The organism is Leisingera sp. JC1, from assembly GCF_001679925.1.
Classification (GTDB): Bacteria; Pseudomonadota; Alphaproteobacteria; order Rhodobacterales; family Rhodobacteraceae; genus Leisingera.
Window position 1 is genome coordinate 1 of sequence record NZ_LYUZ01000013.1, and the last position, 20,698, is coordinate 20,698.

At 64.9% G+C, this 20,698-nt stretch carries 18 protein-coding genes; 3 read left to right on the plus strand and 15 right to left on the minus strand.

Translation table 11 applies throughout. The features are described 5' to 3' along the window. Both A9D60_RS02970 and A9D60_RS02975 read left to right on the plus strand, forming a co-directional pair. Positions 1-1,789 (plus strand): aminopeptidase P family protein (locus A9D60_RS02970; RefSeq protein WP_065266237.1); only part of this gene is annotated, 1,789 nt, incomplete at its 5' end. Between the two features lie 62 nt (positions 1,790-1,851). Next, complete coding sequence (locus A9D60_RS02975; protein ID WP_039179322.1) at positions 1,852-2,193, plus strand: DUF427 domain-containing protein; 342 nt, start codon at positions 1,852-1,854, stop codon at positions 2,191-2,193. 165 nt (positions 2,194-2,358) lie between these two features. Here the strand turns inward: A9D60_RS02975 and A9D60_RS02980 are convergent, their stop codons facing one another. From A9D60_RS02980 to ftsW, 15 genes are all read right to left on the minus strand, one after another. Then, complete coding sequence (locus tag A9D60_RS02980) at positions 2,359-2,550, minus strand: hypothetical protein (protein ID WP_065266336.1); 192 nt, start codon at positions 2,548-2,550, stop codon at positions 2,359-2,361. A 194-nt stretch (positions 2,551-2,744) separates the two neighbouring features. Next, entirely contained in the window at positions 2,745-4,427 is a 1,683-nt protein-coding gene (locus A9D60_RS02985) for a chloride channel protein (RefSeq protein ID WP_065266238.1), read from the minus strand. A gap of 89 nt (positions 4,428-4,516) precedes the next feature. Further along, complete coding sequence (gene recN, locus A9D60_RS02990; protein ID WP_065266239.1) at positions 4,517-6,166, minus strand: DNA repair protein RecN; 1,650 nt, start codon at positions 6,164-6,166, stop codon at positions 4,517-4,519. 27 nt (positions 6,167-6,193) lie between these two features. Continuing rightward, positions 6,194-7,042, minus strand: coding sequence for an outer membrane protein assembly factor BamD (locus A9D60_RS02995; protein ID WP_065266240.1), 849 nt, complete (start codon positions 7,040-7,042; stop codon positions 6,194-6,196). A gap of 239 nt (positions 7,043-7,281) precedes the next feature. Then, positions 7,282-8,217: a UDP-3-O-acyl-N-acetylglucosamine deacetylase gene (gene lpxC / locus A9D60_RS03000; protein ID WP_065266241.1), complete on the minus strand. Its 936-nt coding sequence runs from the start codon at positions 8,215-8,217 to the stop codon at positions 7,282-7,284. A 211-nt stretch (positions 8,218-8,428) separates the two neighbouring features. After that, the gene (gene ftsZ / locus A9D60_RS03005) at positions 8,429-10,165 is read right to left on the minus strand and encodes a cell division protein FtsZ (protein WP_065266337.1); all 1,737 of its coding nucleotides are present in this window, start codon (positions 10,163-10,165) and stop codon (positions 8,429-8,431) included. A 386-nt stretch (positions 10,166-10,551) separates the two neighbouring features. Beyond that, the gene (ftsA, locus tag A9D60_RS03010; protein WP_065266242.1) at positions 10,552-11,886 is read right to left on the minus strand and encodes a cell division protein FtsA; all 1,335 of its coding nucleotides are present in this window, start codon (positions 11,884-11,886) and stop codon (positions 10,552-10,554) included. Position 11,887: 1 nt separating this feature from the next. Next, positions 11,888-12,781, minus strand: coding sequence for a cell division protein FtsQ/DivIB (locus A9D60_RS03015; protein ID WP_065266243.1), 894 nt, complete (start codon positions 12,779-12,781; stop codon positions 11,888-11,890). Further along, positions 12,769-13,647: a D-alanine--D-alanine ligase gene (locus tag A9D60_RS03020; RefSeq protein WP_254656621.1), complete on the minus strand. Its 879-nt coding sequence runs from the start codon at positions 13,645-13,647 to the stop codon at positions 12,769-12,771. Before A9D60_RS03020 ends, A9D60_RS03015 begins: the two co-directional genes overlap by 13 nt. A gap of 334 nt (positions 13,648-13,981) precedes the next feature. After that, positions 13,982-14,923, minus strand: a complete 942-nt coding sequence (murB, locus tag A9D60_RS03025) for a UDP-N-acetylmuramate dehydrogenase (RefSeq protein WP_065266245.1) — start codon at positions 14,921-14,923, stop codon at positions 13,982-13,984. Then, entirely contained in the window at positions 14,848-15,177 is a 330-nt protein-coding gene (locus tag A9D60_RS25935; RefSeq protein WP_141117801.1) for a hypothetical protein, read from the minus strand. The genes murB and A9D60_RS25935 overlap by 76 nt, the downstream gene beginning before the upstream one ends. Positions 15,178-15,310: 133 nt before the next feature. Beyond that, on the minus strand, positions 15,311-15,559 hold the full coding sequence (locus A9D60_RS03030) for a DUF2484 family protein (protein WP_065266246.1): 249 nt from the start codon (positions 15,557-15,559) through the stop codon (positions 15,311-15,313). 4 nt (positions 15,560-15,563) lie between these two features. After that, positions 15,564-16,961: a UDP-N-acetylmuramate--L-alanine ligase gene (gene murC, locus A9D60_RS03035; protein ID WP_065266247.1), complete on the minus strand. Its 1,398-nt coding sequence runs from the start codon at positions 16,959-16,961 to the stop codon at positions 15,564-15,566. Positions 16,962-16,966: 5 nt separating this feature from the next. Next, the gene (locus tag A9D60_RS03040; RefSeq protein ID WP_065266248.1) at positions 16,967-18,058 is read right to left on the minus strand and encodes a UDP-N-acetylglucosamine--N-acetylmuramyl-(pentapeptide) pyrophosphoryl-undecaprenol N-acetylglucosamine transferase; all 1,092 of its coding nucleotides are present in this window, start codon (positions 18,056-18,058) and stop codon (positions 16,967-16,969) included. Between the two features lie 26 nt (positions 18,059-18,084). Continuing rightward, on the minus strand, positions 18,085-19,251 hold the full coding sequence (ftsW, locus tag A9D60_RS03045; RefSeq protein ID WP_065266249.1) for a putative lipid II flippase FtsW: 1,167 nt from the start codon (positions 19,249-19,251) through the stop codon (positions 18,085-18,087). 235 nt (positions 19,252-19,486) lie between these two features. Here ftsW and A9D60_RS03050 point away from each other — a divergent pair, with 235 nt between their 5' ends. After that, the gene (locus A9D60_RS03050) at positions 19,487-20,668 is read left to right on the plus strand and encodes an NAD(P)/FAD-dependent oxidoreductase (RefSeq protein WP_065266338.1); all 1,182 of its coding nucleotides are present in this window, start codon (positions 19,487-19,489) and stop codon (positions 20,666-20,668) included. Positions 20,669-20,698 lie beyond the last annotated feature (30 nt).

The window sequence follows — 20,698 nt, forward strand, 5'->3', positions numbered from 1 at the left end:
GTATCAGACCTTTGACGTGACCGCCCGCCCGGACCAGGGCCCGCCCCGTCTGGCTGCCCTGCGCAAGGAACTGGCGGCGGAAGGTCTCGACGGCTTTCTGGTGCCGCGTGCCGATGCCCACCAGGGCGAATATGTGGCACCGCATGATGAGCGGCTCAGCTGGCTCACAGGCTTCACCGGCTCCGCGGGCTTTTGCGCGGTGCTGCAGGAGATTGCCGGCGTCTTCATCGACGGCCGCTACCGCACCCAGGTGAAACGGCAGGTTGCCGCGGAATATACCCCTGTGCCCTGGCCCGATGTGCAGCTGGCGGACTGGCTTAAGGAACAGCTGCCCAGCGGCGGCAAGGTGGGCTTTGACCCCTGGCTGCATGCAGCGGGGCAGATCACCTCGCTGGAAAGGGAGCTGAAGGGCAGCGGCATCACCCTGGCGCAATGCGAAAACCTGGTGGACCGGATCTGGGAGGACCAGCCGGCGCCGCCGATGAACCCGGTGGCCGCGCATCCGCTGGATTATGCTGGCGAAAGCGCGGCTGACAAATGCGCGCGGCTGGCCAAGGGCCTGCGCGAGGCGGGCCAGGCGGCGGCGGTCATCACCCTGCCCGACAGCATCATGTGGCTCTTGAACATCCGCGGCGCTGATGTTGCCCGAAACCCGGTGGCGCATGGCTTTGCCATCCTGCACGATGACGCGCGGGTGGATCTGTTCATGGCGGCAGAGAAGCTGGAAGGCCTGCAGGGCCACTTTGACAGCTCCGTCACTGTCCATGCGCCGGAAGACTTCCTCAAGGCCACCGCGGCGCTCAACGGCTCGGTCGCTGCCGATTCCGGCACCGTGCCGCAGATCGTGGCGGACAAGCTGGGCGAACGGCTGGTGCCCGCAGGCGACCCCTGCGCCCTGCCGAAGGCGCGCAAGAACGCCGCCGAGATCGCAGGCAGCGCCGCCGCCCACCTGCGCGACGGCGCCGCCATCGTGGAGATGCTGGCCTGGCTGGATGCGCAAGCCCCCGGCACCATCACCGAAATCGACGTGGTGAAGAAGCTGGAAGCCTTGCGCCGCGAGGACCCGGCCCTGCGCGACATCAGCTTTGAAACCATCGCAGGCACCGGCGAGAACGGCGCCGTCATGCATTACCGTGTGACCGAAGAAACCGACACTCGGCTGGAGGACGGCCATCTGCTGGTGATGGATAGCGGCGGCCAGTATCTGGACGGCACCACCGACATCACCCGCACCATCGCCATCGGCACGCCGGGCGAGGAGGAGCGCGCCGCCTTTACCCGCGTGCTGCAGGGCATGATCGCCATGTCCCGCCTGCGCTGGCCCAAGGGGCTGGCGGGCCGTGACATCGAATGCATCGGCCGGATGCCGCTGTGGCTGGCAGGCCAGGACTTCAACCACGGGCTTGGCCACGGCGTTGGCGCCTACCTGAGTGTGCACGAGGGGCCGCAGCGGCTGGCGCGCACCAGCCATGTGCCGTTTGAGCCGGGCATGATCCTGTCGAATGAGCCGGGATACTACCGCGAAGGCGCCTTTGGCATCCGGATCGAGAACCTTCTGGTTGTTGAAACCGCCCCGGCCCTTGACACCAGCGACCCGGAGCGCGACATGCTGTGCTGGCGCACGCTCACCTTTGCCCCGGTTGACCGGCGGCTGGTGAATGCCTCCATGCTGACAGCAGACGAGAAAGACTGGCTCGACAGCTATCACCAGGAGGTTCTGGCAAAAATCGGCCCGCAGCTCAGCCCCGCCGCAAAGGCGTGGCTTGATGCCGCAACCGCCCCCTTGTGACACGGCTGTGTTACATAGGCTGAACACAAGACGACACGAACGAAGAGAATGGGAAAACACACATGACCACTATCCGAATCCGCAAGGCCGAAGGCACCTGGACCGTCCGCTCCGGCGGCGCCGTTTTGGGGGAAACCTCCAATGCACTGGAGCTGTCGGAGGGCGATCTGGATCCGGTCATCTATTTCCCGCGCGAAGATATTGCGATGGCGTTCCTGGACCGCACCAGCAAGACCACCCACTGCCCGCACAAGGGTGACGCCAGCTATTTCTCGATCGCCAACAAATCCTCGGTGACGGAGAATGCAGCCTGGAGCTATGAGGATCCCAAGGAAGACGTGGCGCAGATCAAGGGCCATCTGGCCTTTGTGCTGAGCGACTCTGTCAAGGTGGAGCAGGTCTGAGCCAGACTGCCGGCCGCAATGCCGTCCTGCCTGACGGCAAAAGTTTGAAAAACCACGCACCGGTGCCTTGGCGCCGGTGTTTTCATATTCGCGGGAATGAGGCCAGCCTTACCCCGCCGCAGCCGCGCACAGCATCTGTCTGCCTGACAGCTCAGAGGGAGGGGTTCAGGTCAGGACGGCCCGGCTGAGATTCTGCCTGGCTTGTTCCAGAGAGTCGCCTGCGCCCAGGATATCCGTCTCGCGCGCGCATTGGATCGCATAGTTGATCACTGCTTCCAGTGCTGCCCGTTCGTTTTCCCGCTCGTTCGCCTTGTTTTTCGTACCGGCCTCTTGCGGGCCAGTTTCGAATTTTCGCATTTTGGTGCCTGCCAATGTGAGTGTTTTTGCGATTTTCTCACGTAATGGTGAGCCAGACATTGTCGCAGGGCAATGCACAGATTAATTAAACCTTAACCTGTATCCAAAATCTCACATATCCGGGGAACAAGGGGGAATGTTTCCCCTAAACCGCCACGGGTTGATGCGGGCAGCACTGCAACTCTTGCGCCGGCCTACCTGTGCTCCTCGGCGGCTGTGGCTGCGAGGGCACGGTTATAGGCCTTCAGCGCATCCACATGATAGAGCGCACCGATGACCTGCTCCCGGCCGTCCTCCTCCATCACAACTGGCAGATAGGCCGCGTCGGCCCGTTCAAACACCGGCATCGCCGCCTCCAGCGAGGCGGCAGCGCGGATGCACAGCCCCTCCTCTGCCAAGGCCTCGCAATCCTCCAGGCTGGCGCAGCGGCTGTCGCCCATCGGCCGCATCACCGCGCCGGCCCGGATCATGCCCAGCAGATAGGCCTGCGGGCCTGCCGCGCAGTGGATGTCGCGCCGCTCCAGCTGGGTCAGGAAGAACGATCTGTCCACCAGCCGCGAGGCCAGTGCGGTGGACATCGAGACCGACACCATCACCGCCAGGCCGATCTGCCAGTCGCCGGTCAGTTCGAACACAATGAGTGTGGTGGAAATCGGCGCGCCCAGCACCGCGGCGGCCACCGCCCCCATGCCGGCAAAGGCATAAAGCGTGTGGGTGCCGGACACATCCGGCAGCACCGAGGTGGCAATCAGCCCGAAGGCCAGCCCGGTCAGCGCCCCGATCATCAGCGAGGGCGAGAACACCCCGCCGCCCATGCGCCCGCCCATGGTGATGGCCACGGCGGCAGTCTTGACCACGGTATATATCACCGCCTGCCCCAGCAGCAGACCTCCGGTCAGCGCCAGAACCGTGGTTTCATAGCCCACCCCGATAATATGCGGAAACCACACCGCAATCACGCCCAGCATCGCCCCGGACACGGCTGGGCGCAGCCAGCGCGGCAGCATCAGGCGCTGCTGCACCGTATTGCCCACCTTCTCGGCAAAGAAGATCGCCCGCATCTGCGCCACGGCCACCAAGCCGCAGATCAGTCCGAGGATCAGAAAGGCGGGCAGCTCCACATAGAACTGCAGCGCGCCGGGCGTGTTGAGGGTAAACTCAGTCACGTCACCGTATTCCAGCCGGTTGATCACGGTTCCGGCAACCGAGGCTACGACGATCGGTGCAAAGGCGTTGACGGAGAAATGCCGCAGCACCACCTCCATCGCAAACAGCGCCCCCGCAATCGGCGCGTTGAAGCTGGCAGAGACACCCGCGGCCACTGCACAGCCCAAGAGGTCACGCCCGGTGATGCCATCGGCGTTGATGCGGTTGCTGACCCAGGTGGAAATCACCCCGGCAAGATGCACCACCGGCCCTTCCCGGCCCGTGGAGCCGCCGGTCGAGAGCGTGATGAAGGACGCCAGCGCCGAGGCCAGGCCCTCCTTGTGCTCAACCCGTCCGTCATGCAGTGCCGCGCCCTCGATAACGTCGGCAACAGACCGCACCCGGGCATCCGGGGTGAAACGGTCCAGGATCAGTCCCACCACCAGCCCGCCGCCTGCAGCAATGCTGACCAGCACATACCAGGGCAGCCCCATCGCATAGGAATGCAGGTAATCGAGATCCGGCGCGCCATAGACCCAGGCCTGCAGCGCCCTGATCCCCTTGCGGAAGAACAGCGCGGCAAAACCCGCGGCGATGCCAATCATGAGCGCGATCAGCCAGAACTGGAACTGGCTGGGGCCGCGATGCCGCAGCACCCGCCAGATGTCCTTGAGGCCAGCAAGCCATTGCAGGAGAATTGCGGAAAGGGATCTGCGGATTTCTTCTACCATAACCTGTCAGCGGGTCTTTTTGTTTTCTGTGGTCCCTAGCTGCCACAGTCCGGTTAAAGAACCCTCACCCAGTCTTTGGCGCCGGCGGGTCATCCCGCCAGCAAAGCGCGGGCCGCGGCGCGGGCCTCCTCGGTGATGGTATCACCGGACACCATCCGGGCAAGCTCATCCACCCGCTCAGACTCGGCCAGCGGCACCACCTGCGACAGGGTCATGCCGTCGACCACCTGCTTGCGCACCTGCCAGTGATGGCCGCCAAGGGCCGCAACTTGCGGCGAGTGGGTGACCACCAGCACCTGCCCGCTGCCCGCAAGGCTGCGCAGTCGCCGGCCCACGGCATCTGCCGTTGCCCCGCCTACACCGCGGTCGATCTCGTCAAAAATCAGCGTCTTGCTGGAATCCTCGCCGCGCAGGCAGACTTTCAGCGCCAGCAGAAACCGGCTCAGCTCGCCGCCGGAGGCGATCTTGTTCAGCGGGCCTGCCGGTGCACCGGGGTTGGTGGCCACGGTAAAGGCCACTGCATCCATGCCTTCCGGCCCCGGCTCTGCGGTGGTGATGCGGGTCTCGAACACCGCGCGTTCCATTTTGAGCGGCGCCAGTTCCGCCATCACCGCCTGATCCAGAGCTGCCGCGCTTTGGCGGCGCACTGCGCCCAGTTGCTTGGCGGCCTCGGTATAGGCCCCCTCCGCGGCTTTCAGCGCGGCTTCCTGATCGGCCAGATCCTGATCGCCCGCATCCAGTGCCGCCAGCTTGGTGCGCAGGGTTACGGCATAGCCTGCCAGCTCATCCGGCTGCACATCATGCTTGCGCGCGAGGCCGCGGATCGCAAACAGGCGCTCTTCGCAGTCCTCCAGCTCACCGGGATTGAAATCCAGGCTGTCCAGCACCCGTTCGACCCCGTCCTGGGCGTCGCCCAGTTCAATCATCGCCCGGCTGAGCGCCGCCAGCGGCTCATCCAATCCGCCCTCAGCCTCTTGCCCCGCAACGCCCTCCAGCCAGCGCTGCGCTTCGCTCATGGCACTTTCAGCGCCTTCGCTCAGCAGCGCATGGGCGCGGGCAATGTCGCCGCGGATGCGCTCCGCCGCCTGCATCTGGCGGCGGCGGGTATCCAGCGCCACATCCTCGCCCGGCTGCGGATCCAGCTTGTCCAGTTCGCCCACTGCGTGGCGCAGGAACTCTTCCTCGGCCCGCACGGCGTCCAGTGCAGCGCGGGTGGCTGCCACTGTCTTGCGCGCCTTCGCAGCCGCGCTCCAGGCGCTGCGCACCTGTGCCAGCAGGTCCTGCACACCGGCGTACTGATCCAGCAGCGCCATGTGGCCGCGCGGGTTCAAGAGCCCGCGGTCGTCATGCTGGCCGTGCAGTTCCACCAATGTCTCCGACAGCGCCCGCAGCACCTCGCCCGAGCAGCGGCGGTCGTTGACCCAGGCGGTCTTGCGCCCCTCGGCGGTGTTCACCCGGCGCAGGATCAGCTCATTGCCGCCCGGCAGCCCGGCCTCTTCCAGAATGGCATGCGCGGGATGGCCCGCGCCCAGCTCAAACTCCGCCAGAACTTCACCCTGGGACGCCCCCTGGCGCACCAGTTCAGCACGGCCGCGCCAGCCCAGCACAAAGCCGAGGCTGTCCAGCAGGATGGACTTGCCTGCCCCGGTCTCGCCGGTCAGCACATTCAGCCCGGGCTGAAAATTCAGCTCCAGATGATCGATGATCAGGATATCCCGGATATCAAGCGCGCGCAGCATTGCCCCGCCCCATTGCCGCGGCGGCCGTTACAGCCACCGCCCCTTGATCGTCTGACGGTAAATCTGGCTCAGCCAGTTGTTGCCGCGGTCCTTGGGCTTGAGCCCGTTTGCGGTCAGCAGCCTGTAGCTGTCCTCATACCAGTCGGTGGACTGGAAGTTGTGGCCCAGAATAGCCGCCGCGGTCTGCGCCTCGGCAGTCAGTCCCAGCGAAAGGTAAGACTCGACCAAACGGTGCAGCGCCTCAGGCGTGTGGCTGGTGGTCTGGAAATCCTCCACAACCACCCGGAAGCGGTTGATCGCAGAGGTGTAATGGCCGCGGCGCAGGTAATAGCGGCCGATCTCCATCTCCTTGCCCGCCAGATGGTCAAAGGCCAGGTCGAATTTCAGGATCGCCGAGTTTGCATATTCGCTGTCCGGATAGACCTCAATCACGGTGCGCAGCGCCTGCAGCGCCTGGAAGGTCAGCCCCTGATCGCGGCCAACTTCGTCGATCTGGTCGTAATAGCTCAGCGCCAGCAGATACTGGGCATAGGCCGCATCTTCATCCGCCGGGTAGAAGTCGATGAACCGCTGCGCGGCAGCGCGGCTGTTCTCGTAGTCCTTGATCCGGTGATAGGCAAAGGCCTGCATGATCACCGCCTGCTTGGCCCATTCGGAATAGGGGTACAGGCGCTCAATCTCGGAGAAGTAATAAACGGCATCCTTGGGGCGTCGGTTGGCCAGTTCGAACTCACCGCGCTCATAAATCTGATCGGGAGAGAATGCCTCGACCGACTCGCCGCGCTTCACCGCGCCGCCATCGCCGCCGCAGCCAGCAAGGGCTGCCACCAACAGAACCGCGCCGAGGGTTTTGGCTCCCGCCCAGATGCCGTTCATAATGCCTCACCTCACCGTCTTTGCCTTACGGGTGTCCGCCCCGGTTATGCCGTCTCTAGCATATTCAAATGGCGCGCAAAACGCCTTTCGCCACTTCCGCCCTCACTTGGCAGAGAAAGCCGGCGATGGTCAAGGCCGGCCGGCCGCGCGGGACCGAATCTGCGGGCACGCCTGCAGTAAAAGACCCGGGACTATTACGCCCCGGGTCAGTCTGTCCGCTCGTTCTTTGGTCTTTTGCCTTATGCCACGCGGCGCTGCTCGGCCGGGATTTCCGACCAGATCAGCCCCTGCCCCGGCAGCCGTGCGGTCATCGCTGCATCGCAGGCGACGGCCCGGACCGCACCCGGCTCCGCAAACAGGGCCCGCAGCAAGGTGTTGGTCAGCGCGTGCCCCGCGCGCTCGCCAACATAGCGCCCCAAGATCGGCCCCCCGGCCAGCGCCAGATCGCCCAGCGCATCCAGCATCTTGTGGCGTACAGGCTCGTCCGAGTGGCGCAGGCCCGCGCCGCTCTCGACCCGTTCTCCGTCAAACACAACAGCGTTCTCACCGGGCACACCGCCCAGGGCGAGGCCGTTGGCCTGCATTGCTTCGACATCTGCCTGGCGGCAGAAGGTGCGGCTGTCGCACAGTTCACGCGCAAAGCTGCCGTTGCGCATGTCCAGGGACTTGCTCTGGCGGCCGATGGCGGCCTCGGCAAAGTCGATGTGGAATTCGATGGTCAGCCGGTCGCTGGGCAGCAGGGTGGCGCGGGCGCCATCCTTCTCGACCGTTACCGGCTTCAGGATTTCATAGGCGACGATCGGCGCGTTCTGGCGCTGCACGCCCTGGCTCATGATGCCGCGCACGAACGGCGCCGAGGAGCCATCGACGATCGGCACTTCCGGGCCGTCGATTTCGATCAGCGCATTGTGCACGCCGCAGCCGGCCAGCGCCGCCATGATGTGTTCGACGGTGGAGACGCTGACGCCGGAGCCATTGACCAGGCGGGTGCAAAGCGGGCTGCGCTCAACCAGATCCCAGCGGGCCGGAACCAGGGTATTGCCCAAGGCGATGTCGGTGCGTTTGAACACGATGCCATGACCCGCCGGAGCCGGGATCAGGATCATGCGTGCGGGTTTGCCGGAATGCAGGCCGGCCCCTTCGAATGCCACCGATGCTTTGAGCGTGTTCTGCACTTTGCGCCTCGTCTCACTGTTTCCGGCCTCGGGGGCCGTGTTGCGGATGAGAGTTAAGGTTTTGCTCAAAAACGCACAACTCAATCTTTGTAACGGTTTGAAACATGCTTGTAACAGCTCGGCAAAACACCGCTCAGAACACACTAAGCCATTGCGAACAAAAAAGAAAAAGCCGCCCGAAGGCGGCTTTCGAAGCGCGATATGTGATGCGTCAGTTGGCTTGGCGGCGCAAGAAAGCGGGGATTTCGATGCGTTCCTGGTCCGGATCCGCCTGCTGCTGCGCCTGCTGCGGCTGGGCCGCCGGTGCATGCGCGTGCATGGAGGGCTGCTGGCGTACCGCCTGCGGCTGCTGCTTGGCAGCCGGGGCGTCGTTGCTGCCGGTCATCCGGTGGATCAGCGAGTTGAGGCCGAAGCGGCGCTGCCCTTCGGGCTGCTGCTGGGCTTGCTGCTGCTGATGTTGCTGCTGCGGAGCCGGGGCCGCCGGGCGCATTGGCTGCTGAGCCTGCGGCTGCTGAGCTTGGGGTTGCTGCACCCGCTGGGCCGCGGCCTGCAAACGCTCCAGCGCTTGCGGCGACGGGGTGCCCGGTGCCGGCGCCTTGGGGGCCACAAAGGCAGCTTGCGGGGTTTCCGCGACATCTGCCTGCGGACGGAACTCCGGCACCTGCGGCTGGTACGCGGGGGGCGGCAGGCCATCGTCGGCCATCTGCTCCACGGTTTCCACGACGTCTTCCACCAGGTCCTGATCAGCAGCCTGCTGCGTGTTCATTTCTTCGAACAGCGACGGCTCTTCCAGGGCCGCGGCGGCGGCAGGCGCCTCTGGTGCGGCGGCAGGAGCCGCAACCGGCGCGGCCTCAGCGGCTGCGGGCTGCTGAACCGGGGTTTCCAGCTCCAGCGGCGCAGCGCGGTTTTCCTCGACGCTGACAGTCTGGCGCAGCGGCGCCGACATCGGGCGGCGCGGCACCGGCATGTCGGTGTTCACGTCGGTTGCGTCGATGCCTGTGGCCACAACGGAGACCCGCATCTTGCCTTCCATTCCGGTATCCAGGGTCGAGCCGACGATGATGTTGGCATCCGGGTCCACTTCCTCGCGGATGCGGTTGGCGGCTTCGTCCAGTTCGAACAGGGTCAGGTCGTGGCTGCCGGTGATGTTGATCAGCACGCCCTTGGCGCCCTTGAGGCTGATTTCGTCCAGCAGCGGGTTGGCAATCGCCTTCTCGGCGGCCTGAACCGCGCGGTCCTCGCCCTCGCCCTCGCCGGTGCCCATCATCGCCTTGCCCATCTCGTCCATCACGGCGCGGACGTCGGCAAAGTCGAGGTTGATCAGGCCCGGGCGGACCATCAGGTCGGTCACGCCTTTGACGCCCTGGTACAGCACGTCATCCGCCATCGAGAACGCCTCGGTGAAAGTGGTCTTCTCGTTGGCGAGGCGGAACAGGTTCTGGTTCGGGATGATGATCAGGGTGTCGACCACCTTCTGCAGCGCTTCGACACCGGCCTCCGCCTGGCGCATCCGCTTCAGGCCCTCGAACTGGAACGGCTTGGTGACAACACCCACGGTCAGCACCCCCAGTTCGCGGGCGGCCTGCGCGATGATCGGCGCGGCGCCGGTGCCGGTGCCGCCGCCCATGCCCGCGGTGATGAAGCACATATGCGCGCCCGCCAGATGATCGACGATCTGCTCGATGCTTTCCTCAGCCGCGGCAGAGCCCACCTGCGGGCGGGCGCCTGCGCCCAGGCCTTCAGTGACCTTGATGCCCAGCTGCACCCGGCTCTTGGCCGAGCTTTGCTGCAGCGCCTGCGCGTCGGTGTTGGCCACGACGAATTCGACGCCATCCAATTCCTTGGCGATCATGTTGTTGACGGCATTGCCGCCAGCGCCGCCGACACCAAACACGGTGATCTTCGGCTTCAACTCTTCATTCCCGGGCATCGAAAGGTTCAACGTCATGCTCATACCGCCTGTGTTACCTGCCCTTCCCGCAAAGGGCTTATTCCTGTCCTATTCACCATAATCTACCGCGGAGAGGGGGTTTCGTCATCCCCAAAAGCACGACGAGCCACAAAATAAGGCCTCATTCTAAGGCAAAAACCGCGGTATTTCGCCGTCCCTAGCAGATATTGCGGATTGAGCACAAGCCACACACAACAAAACCTCTCCAGCCGCAAAATCGCTTTGCAGAGGAGGTCGGTTCCGAAACTTGGCTGGCCACTGCCCGGCCTGCTGAATCGCCGCGTTTGCCGCGGACGTTAAGCACAACTTAACGGGTGACCGGGGCGCTGTCACGCCCTCTTTGCCCGTTCCGGCTGAATTGATTTGCGGCGCTCGTCCCGGCTTTACCAGTTATCGCGGAACCAGCGCACCGCACGGCCCAGGGTGCCTGCCGGATGGCGGCCTGCAGGCATCTCGAAATCCCACCATTCATCCTGCGGATGGGCGGCAAACAGGCACAGTCCCACGGCTGAGGCAAAACCCGGCCCGGTGGCCGACTGCGGCAGGCCGTGGACGCGCAGCGGGCGGCCCAGTCGCACCTGCTGGCCGAGAATGCGGCTGGCCAAGCCGTCCAGCCCCATAATCTGGCTGGAGCCGCCGGTCAGCACGATCTGCTGGCTGGGCAGGTATTCGAACCCGGCCGCATCCAGCCGTGCCCGCACCTCTTCCAGGATTTCCTCGACGCGGGGGCGCATGATGCCGATCAGCTCCGCCCGGCTGACGGTGCGCCGGTCGTGTTCCCAGTCGCCGGTGTCGCCGCCGATGTCGATGATTTCGCGGTCGTCGGCGCCGGTGGCATGCACCCCGCCGTTGAAGGTCTTGATCCGCTCCGCATTGGCCATCGGGATCCCCAGACCCATCGAGATGTCGCTGGTGATATGGTCGCCGCCCAGACGCACCGCATCGGCATAGATCATGTGCTTCTTCATGAAAATCGAGATCGAAGTGGCGCCGCCGCCCATGTCGATACAGGCCGCACCCAGTTCCTGCTCATCCTCGACCAGCGCCGAGAAGCCGGAGGCATAGGCCGAGGAGGCAATCCCCGCCAGCTCCAGGTCGCAGCGCTGGATGCAGCGCACCAGGTTCTGCACCGCGATGGCGTCCACCGTCAGCATGTGCATATCGACCGCCAGGGTCTGACCCATCTGGCCGCGCGGATCGCCCAGGCCGGAGCGGTTGTCGAGCGCGAAGTTCACCGGCTGCGCATGCAGCACCTCGCGCCCCGCCCCGTATTCCGGCACCTCGCAGGAGGCCAGCACCTGCGCCACCTCATGCTCGGAGACTACCTGCCCCTCAAGGTCCAGCTTGGCATCCAGCCCATAGGAGCGCGGATTGGCGCCGGAGAAACAGGCGATCACGTGATCGACCCGCACCTCTGCCATCTTCTGCGCCGCCTGCACCGCGGTGCGGATCGCACGCTCGGTCTCCTGCATGGCGTTGATCTCGCCGAACTGCACGCCGCGCGAACGGGTTGTTGCGGCGCCGATCACCCGGAACCCGGACTGCCCGGCCAGGGCCCCGATGGAGCCGTCTTCGCTGAGCCGCCCGGTGCCGTCAAAGCGCAGCACCAGGCAGGCGATCTTGGAACTGCCCACGTCCAGAATGGCCACCACGCCGCGCTGCATCGCCTGACGCCGCATCTGCCGCATCGCCCGTTGCGATTGATAAAGATCTGTCATGTTACTGCCCGCCCCCGTTCAACTGCCGGATCCGCCACCAGTTTTCCACTGAGTTTTCGGTCATCCGCACGGTGGGGCGCCCAGCCAGACGCATATCCACCGCTGCCACATCGCGTTCCAGCAAATCCTGCACTTCACTGACCGCCAGCACCCGCTCCAGCGCCCGGACCGGGTTCTTGGCCGGCAGCATGATGCGCTGCTTGCGGTCCAGCACCACGTCCCAGCGGCGTTCACCGACACGCACCAGCCCGCGCAGCCGCGGCCCCAGCGGTTTTGCAGCCGCAAACAGCCGCAGCGCCTGCGCCGCATGGCCGGCAGCCCCCTTGCCCGCAATCAGCGGCAGGTCCGGATGCAGGCTGCGGCGGCCCAGTTCGGCCACGTGAATACCGTTTTCGTCCAGCAGCGCCAGCCCCTCGCGGCTGCGCCAGATCAGCGCCGGCTCGCGCTCCTCGACATCGACCTGCAGGATGCCGCCGGGGCGGATCCTGACGCTGGCGGTCTTCACCGGATCCAGGCCGATGATCACATCGCGGATCTGTTCCAGGTCCAGATCAAAGGAGCTGACCGGAAAATCCAGCGGCACCACCTCGCGGATGTCGCGCGCCACACTGGCGCCGGCCCCGTCAACCGCCATCACCTTGACCATGAACTCCGGACGTTCCTGGATTGCGGCACGGGCGTCATTATAAAGCCCCACCAGCGTGTCGCGCCGGGCCTCATCCGCCAGATAGGCGCTGCCTGCCGCAAACACCAGGCAGAACGGCACCCCGAAACGCAGGCCGAACCGGATGCCTGGCGTCAGCATCCAGCGCTGCAGGCGGTACTTCAGCCGCGACGGCGCAGGATCGCAGCGCCCGTCCTCCGGCTTGCGGAACCAGCTTTTCAGCGGTTGCATGAGGCATCCTCCACCATCCAGGCGCAAAGCTGGCCGAAGGTCATGCCGCAATGGGCCGCCTGCTCCGGTGCCAGCGATGTTGGCGTCATGCCGGGCTGGGTGTTTGTTTCAAGCAGAACAAGCCCGCTGGCGCCGCGCGCCTCATCCCAGCGGAAATCGGTGCGGCTGACACCGCGGCAGCCCAGCACCTCATGCGCCTTCAGCGCGTATTCCAGGCACAGGTCGAAAATTTCACGCGGCAGGTCGGCGGGCAGCACATGGCGCGAGCCGCCGGGCTTGTACTTGGCGTCATAGTCATACCAGCCGTCGGTGAGGATATCGGTGACGGTCAGCGCCCGGTCCCCGACCACGGTGGTGGTCAGCTCACGCCCCGGCGCATAGGTCTCGACCATCACCTCGGCCGGCATTTCCTCCGACAGCTGCGGCGGGCCGTTGGCGGCCTCATGGACGATATAGATGCCGACGCTGGAGCCTTCGTTATTGGGCTTCACCACATAGGGCGGCGCCATCACATGGCCCGCGCTCACGTCGTCCTTGGCAAACAGCCCGCTTTCGACCACCGGCAGCCCGGCGGCGCGGTAGACCTCCTTGGAGCGCTGCTTGTCCATTGCCAGCGCCGAGGCCAGCACACCGGAATGGGTATAGGGGATCTGCAGCCATTCCAGCACGCCCTGGACACAGCCGTCCTCGCCCCAGCGCCCGTGCAGCGCGTTGAAAACCACATCGGGCTTCACATCCAAAAGGCGCGCGTGCAGGTCGGCGCCCGCATCCACCTCGACAACCTCGAACCCCTCACCGCGCAAAGCGGCCGCGCATTCGCGGCCGCTGGACAGCGATACCTCGCGTTCGGCTGACGGTCCGCCCATCAGCACCGCGACTTTCGGGAGTGCCCTGCTCGACTTACTCACCACGAAACGCCTCAATATACGCGGGGCTTTTTGCCCCTGTTTCTTGGGACCCGTTGCAGGCCCGCCTTATAATTTTGCGCCGGATTTCTCCCGGCTGATCCTTGCAGGGCTGGACGCCCCTGAAACCGGCGGTGCCTTGCCGCCTGTGCGGCACCGTAACGCCCAAAATCTTACCGGCGCATTAACAGTGCCTTTACCACGGTTAAGATTTCAGCTTCCCGGACCCGCTCCAGGCCCTGTTCCTTCTCCAGCTGCCGGTGCAGAAGCCTTTGCCGGCGCTCAAGATTTCCGGTTATTCGGGAAGCGGATCACCTATCCGCATGATTTCCCACTCTAGCGTGATGCCGGAATCTTCGTAAACCTTTTTCCGCACATCTTCGCCCAGCCCCTCCAAATCTGCGGCAGTTGCGCCACCCGTATTGATCAGGAAGTTGGAATGTTTCTCGCTCATCTGCGCGCCGCCGCGCCGCGCACCGCGCATGCCGGCGTTGTCGATCACCTTCCAGGCCTTGAGGTCATGCACGTCGTCGGCGCGCCCGGTAGAGGAGAACCCCACCGGATTTCGGAAGGTGGAGCCGGCCGAGCGGTCGCGCGTCGGCTGGGTTTCGTCCCGCTTCTGCAACTGCGCCGCCATCCGGGCGTGCAGTTCCTCCGGGTCGCGTTTGGGACCGCGCAGGGTGGCGGAGACCAGCACAGCCCCCTCGGGAAACGCGGTCTGGCGGTACTGGAACTGAAGCTCCTCCGCGGTGATCTCGCGGACCTCGCCCTGGCGGGTCACGATGGTGGCCGACACGAACACATCTGCCGTATAGCTGCCGTAGCAGCCTGCGTTCATCCGCACCGCGCCGCCGATGGAGCCGGGAATGGTGCGCAGGAAAGTGAGGTCGATGCCCGCATCCGCGGCGCGTTTCGCCACATGCGCATCCAGCGCCGCAGCCCCCGCGGTCACCGTATCGCCGTCAGTTTCAATGCCGTTGAATCCGCGGCCCAGACGGATCACCACCGCCCGCATGCCGCCGTCGCGCACGATCAGGTTGGAGCCGACCCCCATCGGGAAAACCCGCACGCCCGGATCCAGCTGACGCAGGAAACCAGCCAGGTCGTCGACATCCGCAGGCTGAAACAGGTGGTCTGCCGGACCGCCGACCCGCAGCCAGGTCAGTTCCGCAAGCGGTTTTTGCCCGGTAAGGCGGCCACGCACCGCCGGAAGAATATTTTCGCCTTGCGCCGCCATCGCCGTTTCCGTCCCAAGTTCCATCCTGCAAGCGAGCACAGTCCGTAGACCAGATGGCCATAGAAATAAAGGGAGAACCCGGCTCCGTGATCATGGTTTTCGTGCAGCAGGCCGGGCGCAAGCCAAACCAGAACCGCAAACCAGATTGCAGCAACCACTGCGGCAGCTTGCCACTGCCCTTCCCGCGCCAGCTTGTAATTGGCGATCAGCCAGACAAAACCAAATACCAGCCAAAGAGCGGCAACAGCAGCCAAGAACAACCTCCAGCGCCAGCAGCAACAGCACGCAGGCATCAAACAGGGAACACAAGATGTTCCCGTGTGAATACCAGGCGATCCGGAAGAAAAGATTAACTTTCCTTCACGACCAGCCTTTTTTTGCGGAGATTTACAGTCCCAGTCTGCGCCTCACCCAGCGCCCGAAATACAGCGCCGGCCAGCGCAGCACCGACATTCCTGCCAGCAGCACGGCGAGCCCCCACCAAGGGCCGTTCTCATAGGTGACATACCCCAACAGCGGAATGCCCAGCGCAATCAGCACATAGGCGCGCCGCCAGTGATTGTCGCGGCTGGGGATCATCGCCAGGATGTTGGCTGCCAGCGCCCAGACGGCGGCGAGGGTCAATGACAGCGTCATTCTCTTAGCGCTCCAGCCGTTCCGGCAGGCCGTTGGCCCAGGTGCTGATGGTGCCGGCGCCGAGGCAGACAACCATGTCGCCGGGCCTTGCCTGCTCGCGCACCAGGCGCTCCAGGTCTTCCTCGTTCAGGATGGCACGGGCGTGGCGGTGGCCGTGGCGGATCAGCCCCTCCACCAGGTCATCGCGGCTGGCGCCCTCGATCGGGTCTTCGCCGGCAGCAAAGACTTCAGCGATTGCCACCACGTCGGCCTCGTTGAAGCAGGCGCAGAAATCGTCGAACAGGTTCGAAAGGCGCGAATAGCGGTGCGGCTGGTGCACCGCGATCACCCGGCCCTCGCAGGCCTGGCGCGCGGCCTTCAGCACGGCGGCGATCTCCACCGGGTGGTGGCCGTAATCGTCAATGATGGTGACGCCGTTCACTTCGCCGACCTTGGTGAAGCGGCGATTGACGCCGCCAAAGGCCGCCAGCGCCTCGCGGATCTCGGTGCTGTTCATGCCCAGGTGCCGCGCCACCGCAACCGCAGACAAGGCGTTAGAGACATTGTGATCCCCCGGCATCGGCAGGGTACAGCCCTCGATCACCCGGTCCTCGGCCTGCAGCACCACGTCGAAATGCGCGACACCGGCCTTGTAGGTCAGGTTCACCGCCCGCACATCGGCCTGCGCGTTGAAGCCATAGGTCACCACCCGGCGGTCGGAAATCCGGCCCACCAGCGCCTGAACTTCAGCGTGATCGGTGCAGCAGACGGCGATGCCATAGAACGGAATATTGGAGACAAACTCCAGGAAGCCGTCGCGAAGCCGGTCAAAGTCGCCCCAGTGCTCCATATGCTCGGGGTCGATATTGGTCACCACGGCGATGGTTGCAGGCAGCCGGTTGAAGGAGCCGTCGCTCTCATCCGCCTCGACCACCATCCACTCGCCCTGCCCCATCCGCGCGTTGGAGCCATAGGCGTGAATGATGCCGCCGTTGACGATGGTCGGGTCGAAGCCGCCGGCCACCATCAGCTCTGCCATCATGGTGGTGGTTGTGGTCTTGCCGTGGGTGCCGGCAATGGCAACGTTGGATTTCAGCCGCATCAGCTCAGCCAGCATGTCGGCGCGCCGCACCACCGGCAGGCCTCGCAAACGGGCCTCGTCCAGCTCCGGGTTGCCCGGCTTGATCGCGGAGGAGATCACCACAACCGCGGCCTCCTCCAGGTTCTCTGCCTTCTGGCCCACAAAAATCCGCGCGCCCAGCTCTTCCAGGCGGCCGGTGATCTTGGAGGATTTCAGATCCGAGCCCTGCACCATGTAGCCGAGGTTCAAGAGCACCTCGGCGATGCCCGACATGCCGATGCCTCCGATACCCACGAAATGGATCGGGCCGACGTCGCCAGGCAGTTTGGTTGCAGGGTTCATAACGTTTATCCTTCCTCGGCCAGTTGCTCCACCAATGCCGCCAGACGTTCGGCGGCATCGGGGACTCCGGCGCTCAGTGCAGCGGTTGCCATCTGTGCGGCAGCCTGCGGGTTACTCAGAATCGCGCCCATATGCTCTGCCAGCACCGGGATATCAAGGGCGCTTTCCGGAATCATCACGGCGGCATTGGCGTCAACCAGCCCGCGGGCGTTTGCAGTCTGGTGGTCGCCTGCGGCGGCAGCAAAGGGGATCAGGATCGAGGGCCGCCCGATGATCGAGATATCCGCAACCGAGGACGCGCCCGAACGCGAAATCACCAGTTGCGCCTCCGACATGCGGGCGGGCACATCGGTGAAAAAGGTCTGCACATCGGCGTTAATGCCGCGCTCGGCATAAAAGGAGCTGACCCGCTGCAGGTCCTCCTCGCGCGCCTGATGCGACACGCGCAGATGCCGGCGGATTGGCTCAGGCAATGCCGCCACTGCGGCGGGGACCACGTCGGACAGGATCCGAGCACCCTGGCTGCCGCCCATCACCAGCAGCGACATCGGGTAATCCCCCGGCGGAATATAGCCGGCACCGGCCCGCTCCTTCACAGCACTGCGCACCGGATTGCCCACATGCTCATGCGCGACACCCTCCGGCAGCGTGGTCGGCCAGGTGCCGCAGGCAATGCCCGCGACGCGGGTGGCAAAGATCTGATTGACGCGCCCCAGCACGCCGTTCTGCTCATGGATCATGCGCGGCAGTTTCAGCAGCGTCGCCGCCCCCAGGGCCGGGATCGACGGATACCCGCCGAACCCGATCACCGCATCGGGGCGGTCGCTTCGCATCTGCATCGCCATCGACAGGACCCCGCCGGCAATCTTCGGCGCCACCAGCGCCTTGGCCATCAGCCCGCCGCGGGCAAAGGTGGCAGAGGACACCTGCGAAATTTCAACCGCGCTGGGGAAAGAAGCTGTGTAGCGCGCGCCGCGCGCATCCGTCGACAGCTTCACCCGCCAGCCGCGCGCCAGCATTAACTCTGCCAGCGCCTGTGCAGGAAACATATGGCCGCCGGTTCCCCCGGCAGCCATCAAGAGCATTTTCTGTGCCATCGCAGCTGGTCTCTTTTCTTATCTCGTCAGCGGCCGCGGCCGTTCAGGTAATCGGCAATCCCGCCCTGCGGGCGCGTCCGGGTAAAGGCCAGGAGCATACCCACCGCGATCCCGGTGGCAATCAGCGAAGATCCGCCATAGCTGACAAACGGCAAAGTCATGCCTTTGGCGGGCAGCAGCCGCACCGCAACCCCCATGTTGATCATCGCCTGCACGCCGAACATGCACACCAGCCCGGTGCCTGCGAGGCGGATAAAGGTATCGCGCTCACGCATCAGGCGGAACAGCGACCGCACCACGATGGAGGCGTAAAGCGCAATCAGAACTGCCACCAGAACGAGTCCGTATTCCTCTGCCGCGACCGCCACGATGAAATCTGTATGGGCATCCGGCAGCGACCATTTCACCTGCCCCTCGCCGACGCCGACCCCGAACAGCCCGCCCTCGCGGATGGCGTTGGTGGCATAGCCCAGCTGGGTGGTAGGATCGACATCCGGGTTCAGGAAGCCGTCGATGCGGCGGGCGAAGTGTTCAGAGCTGTTATAAGCAAAGATGCCGCCCATCACGACCACCGCGGCCATGAAAACAAGCAGCAGCATCGGCGCCCCGGCGACAAAATACATCACCCCCCAGCCGAACAGGATCAGGCTTGCCTGGCCGAAATCCGGCTGCAGGACCAGCATCATCACCACCATCATGCACAGCGCGAACGACATCAGCGTGCCCGGCGGGCCGTTGATCTGCTGGCTGGCGGCAATCATCCAGGCGGCCACCACGATGAAACCGGGTTTCAGGAACTCCGACGGCTGCAGCGAGGCGAAGCCAAGCGAGTACCAGCGCACCGCGCCCTTGCCGAAATCGGTGCCGAAGATCGGCAGGAACGCCAACGCCACAAAGGCGACCGCAAAGCCGACCACCGCCAGCCGCCGCACCAGTGTCGGCGACATCACCGAGGTGACCAGCATCGCCATCAGCGCCGTCAGGCCGAAAACCGCCTGCCGCTGCACATAGTGGAAATTGCCGAACCCGTTTCTTTCCGCCAGCGGCACCGAGGCGGCAAGCCCCAGCAGCAGCCCGATCACGAACAGCATCAGGATGCAGGACATCGTCCATTTATCCAGCGTCCGCCACCACTTGGGAAGAATCGGCTCACCAGCCTGCACGGGAACCGCGCCATAGACCATCTCAGTCATGGGAATACCGCCACTATATGCCTCGTTCCGCCCCATTTTTCGGGGTCTCACAGAAACTGTAACGATTCGTGAGCCGCGGCGCCAGAAAAAGAACACAGTTCGGCAAGAATCCACCGCCCGCGCAGCGGCCCGTCTTGACAGGCAGGAAGCTGCCCGTCCGCCAGCGCCAATCCGCCGGGCCGCGGCTGGCGGCCCGCCCCTTGCGCCGCCGCCGGTTCCGTGGTGGATGCGCGCCATGCGGATAAACACCCTGATTCTCGGCGCCGGCGCGGCTGGCATGATGTGCGCGCGCCATGCGGGCGGCAGCACTTTGGTGATCGACCACGCCAAGGCGCCGGGTGAAAAGATCCGCATTTCCGGCGGCGGCCGCTGCAACTTCACCAACATGTATGCAGAGGCGAAGAACTACCTCTCTGCCAACCCGCATTTCTGCAAGTCGGCGCTGGCGCGCTATACCCAGTGGGATTTCATCGAGCTGGTGGACCGCCACGGCATCGCCTGGCATGAGAAAACCCTGGGCCAGCTGTTCTGCGACGGCTCCGCCAAGCAGATCATCGCCATGCTGGTGGAGGAGATGCGGGAGGCCGGCGCGGACCTGTGGCTGCACACCTCTGTTGAGGCCGTGGAACAGACAGCGGACGGCTATACGGTGAAACTCCTGCGCGAGGGCAAGGCGCACACCGTCACCTGCCGCAATCTGGTGCTGGCCACCGGCGGCAAGTCGATCCCCAAGATGGGAGCGACAGGCCTCGCCTATGATCTCGCCCGCCAGTTCGGGCTGGAGGTTACCGAAACCCGCGCTGGCCTGGTGCCCTTCACCTTCCCCGACGGGCGTTTCCAGCCGCTGGCCGGTGTCTCCCTGCCCGCGCGTCTCAGCAATGCGCGCACTTCCTTTGACGAGGCGCTGCTGTTCACGCACCGCGGCCTCTCCGGCCCTTCCGTCCTGCAGCTCTCCTCCTACTGGCGCGAGGGAGAGGAGATCACCGTGAACCTGATCCCGGAAACTCCGCTCTATGACCTGTTGCGCGAACAGCGCCAGGCCGAGGGCCGCCGCGACCTGACCACCGAGCTGTCCCGCCACCTGCCGGGCAAACTGGTGGAGTTCCTAAAACCGCAACTGGAGCTCAAGGGCCGCCTCGCCGACCAATCCGACGCCGCGCTATCCGCCCTTTGCGAGGCGCTGCAAAGCTGGCGCCTGCTGCCCGCGGGCACCGAGGGCTACCGCACCGCCGAAGTCACCTTGGGCGGCATCTGCACCGATGGCCTGTCCTCCAAGACCATGGAAGCCAAAGCCGCCCCCGGCCTTTATGTGATCGGCGAAGCAGTGGATGTGACCGGCTGGCTCGGCGGCTACAATTTCCAATGGGCCTGGGCGTCGGGCCATGCCGCAGGCACCGCCATCGCCGCCAAGGCGTAGCGCATCTTTACAATTCGGCGCGCTCCGGTT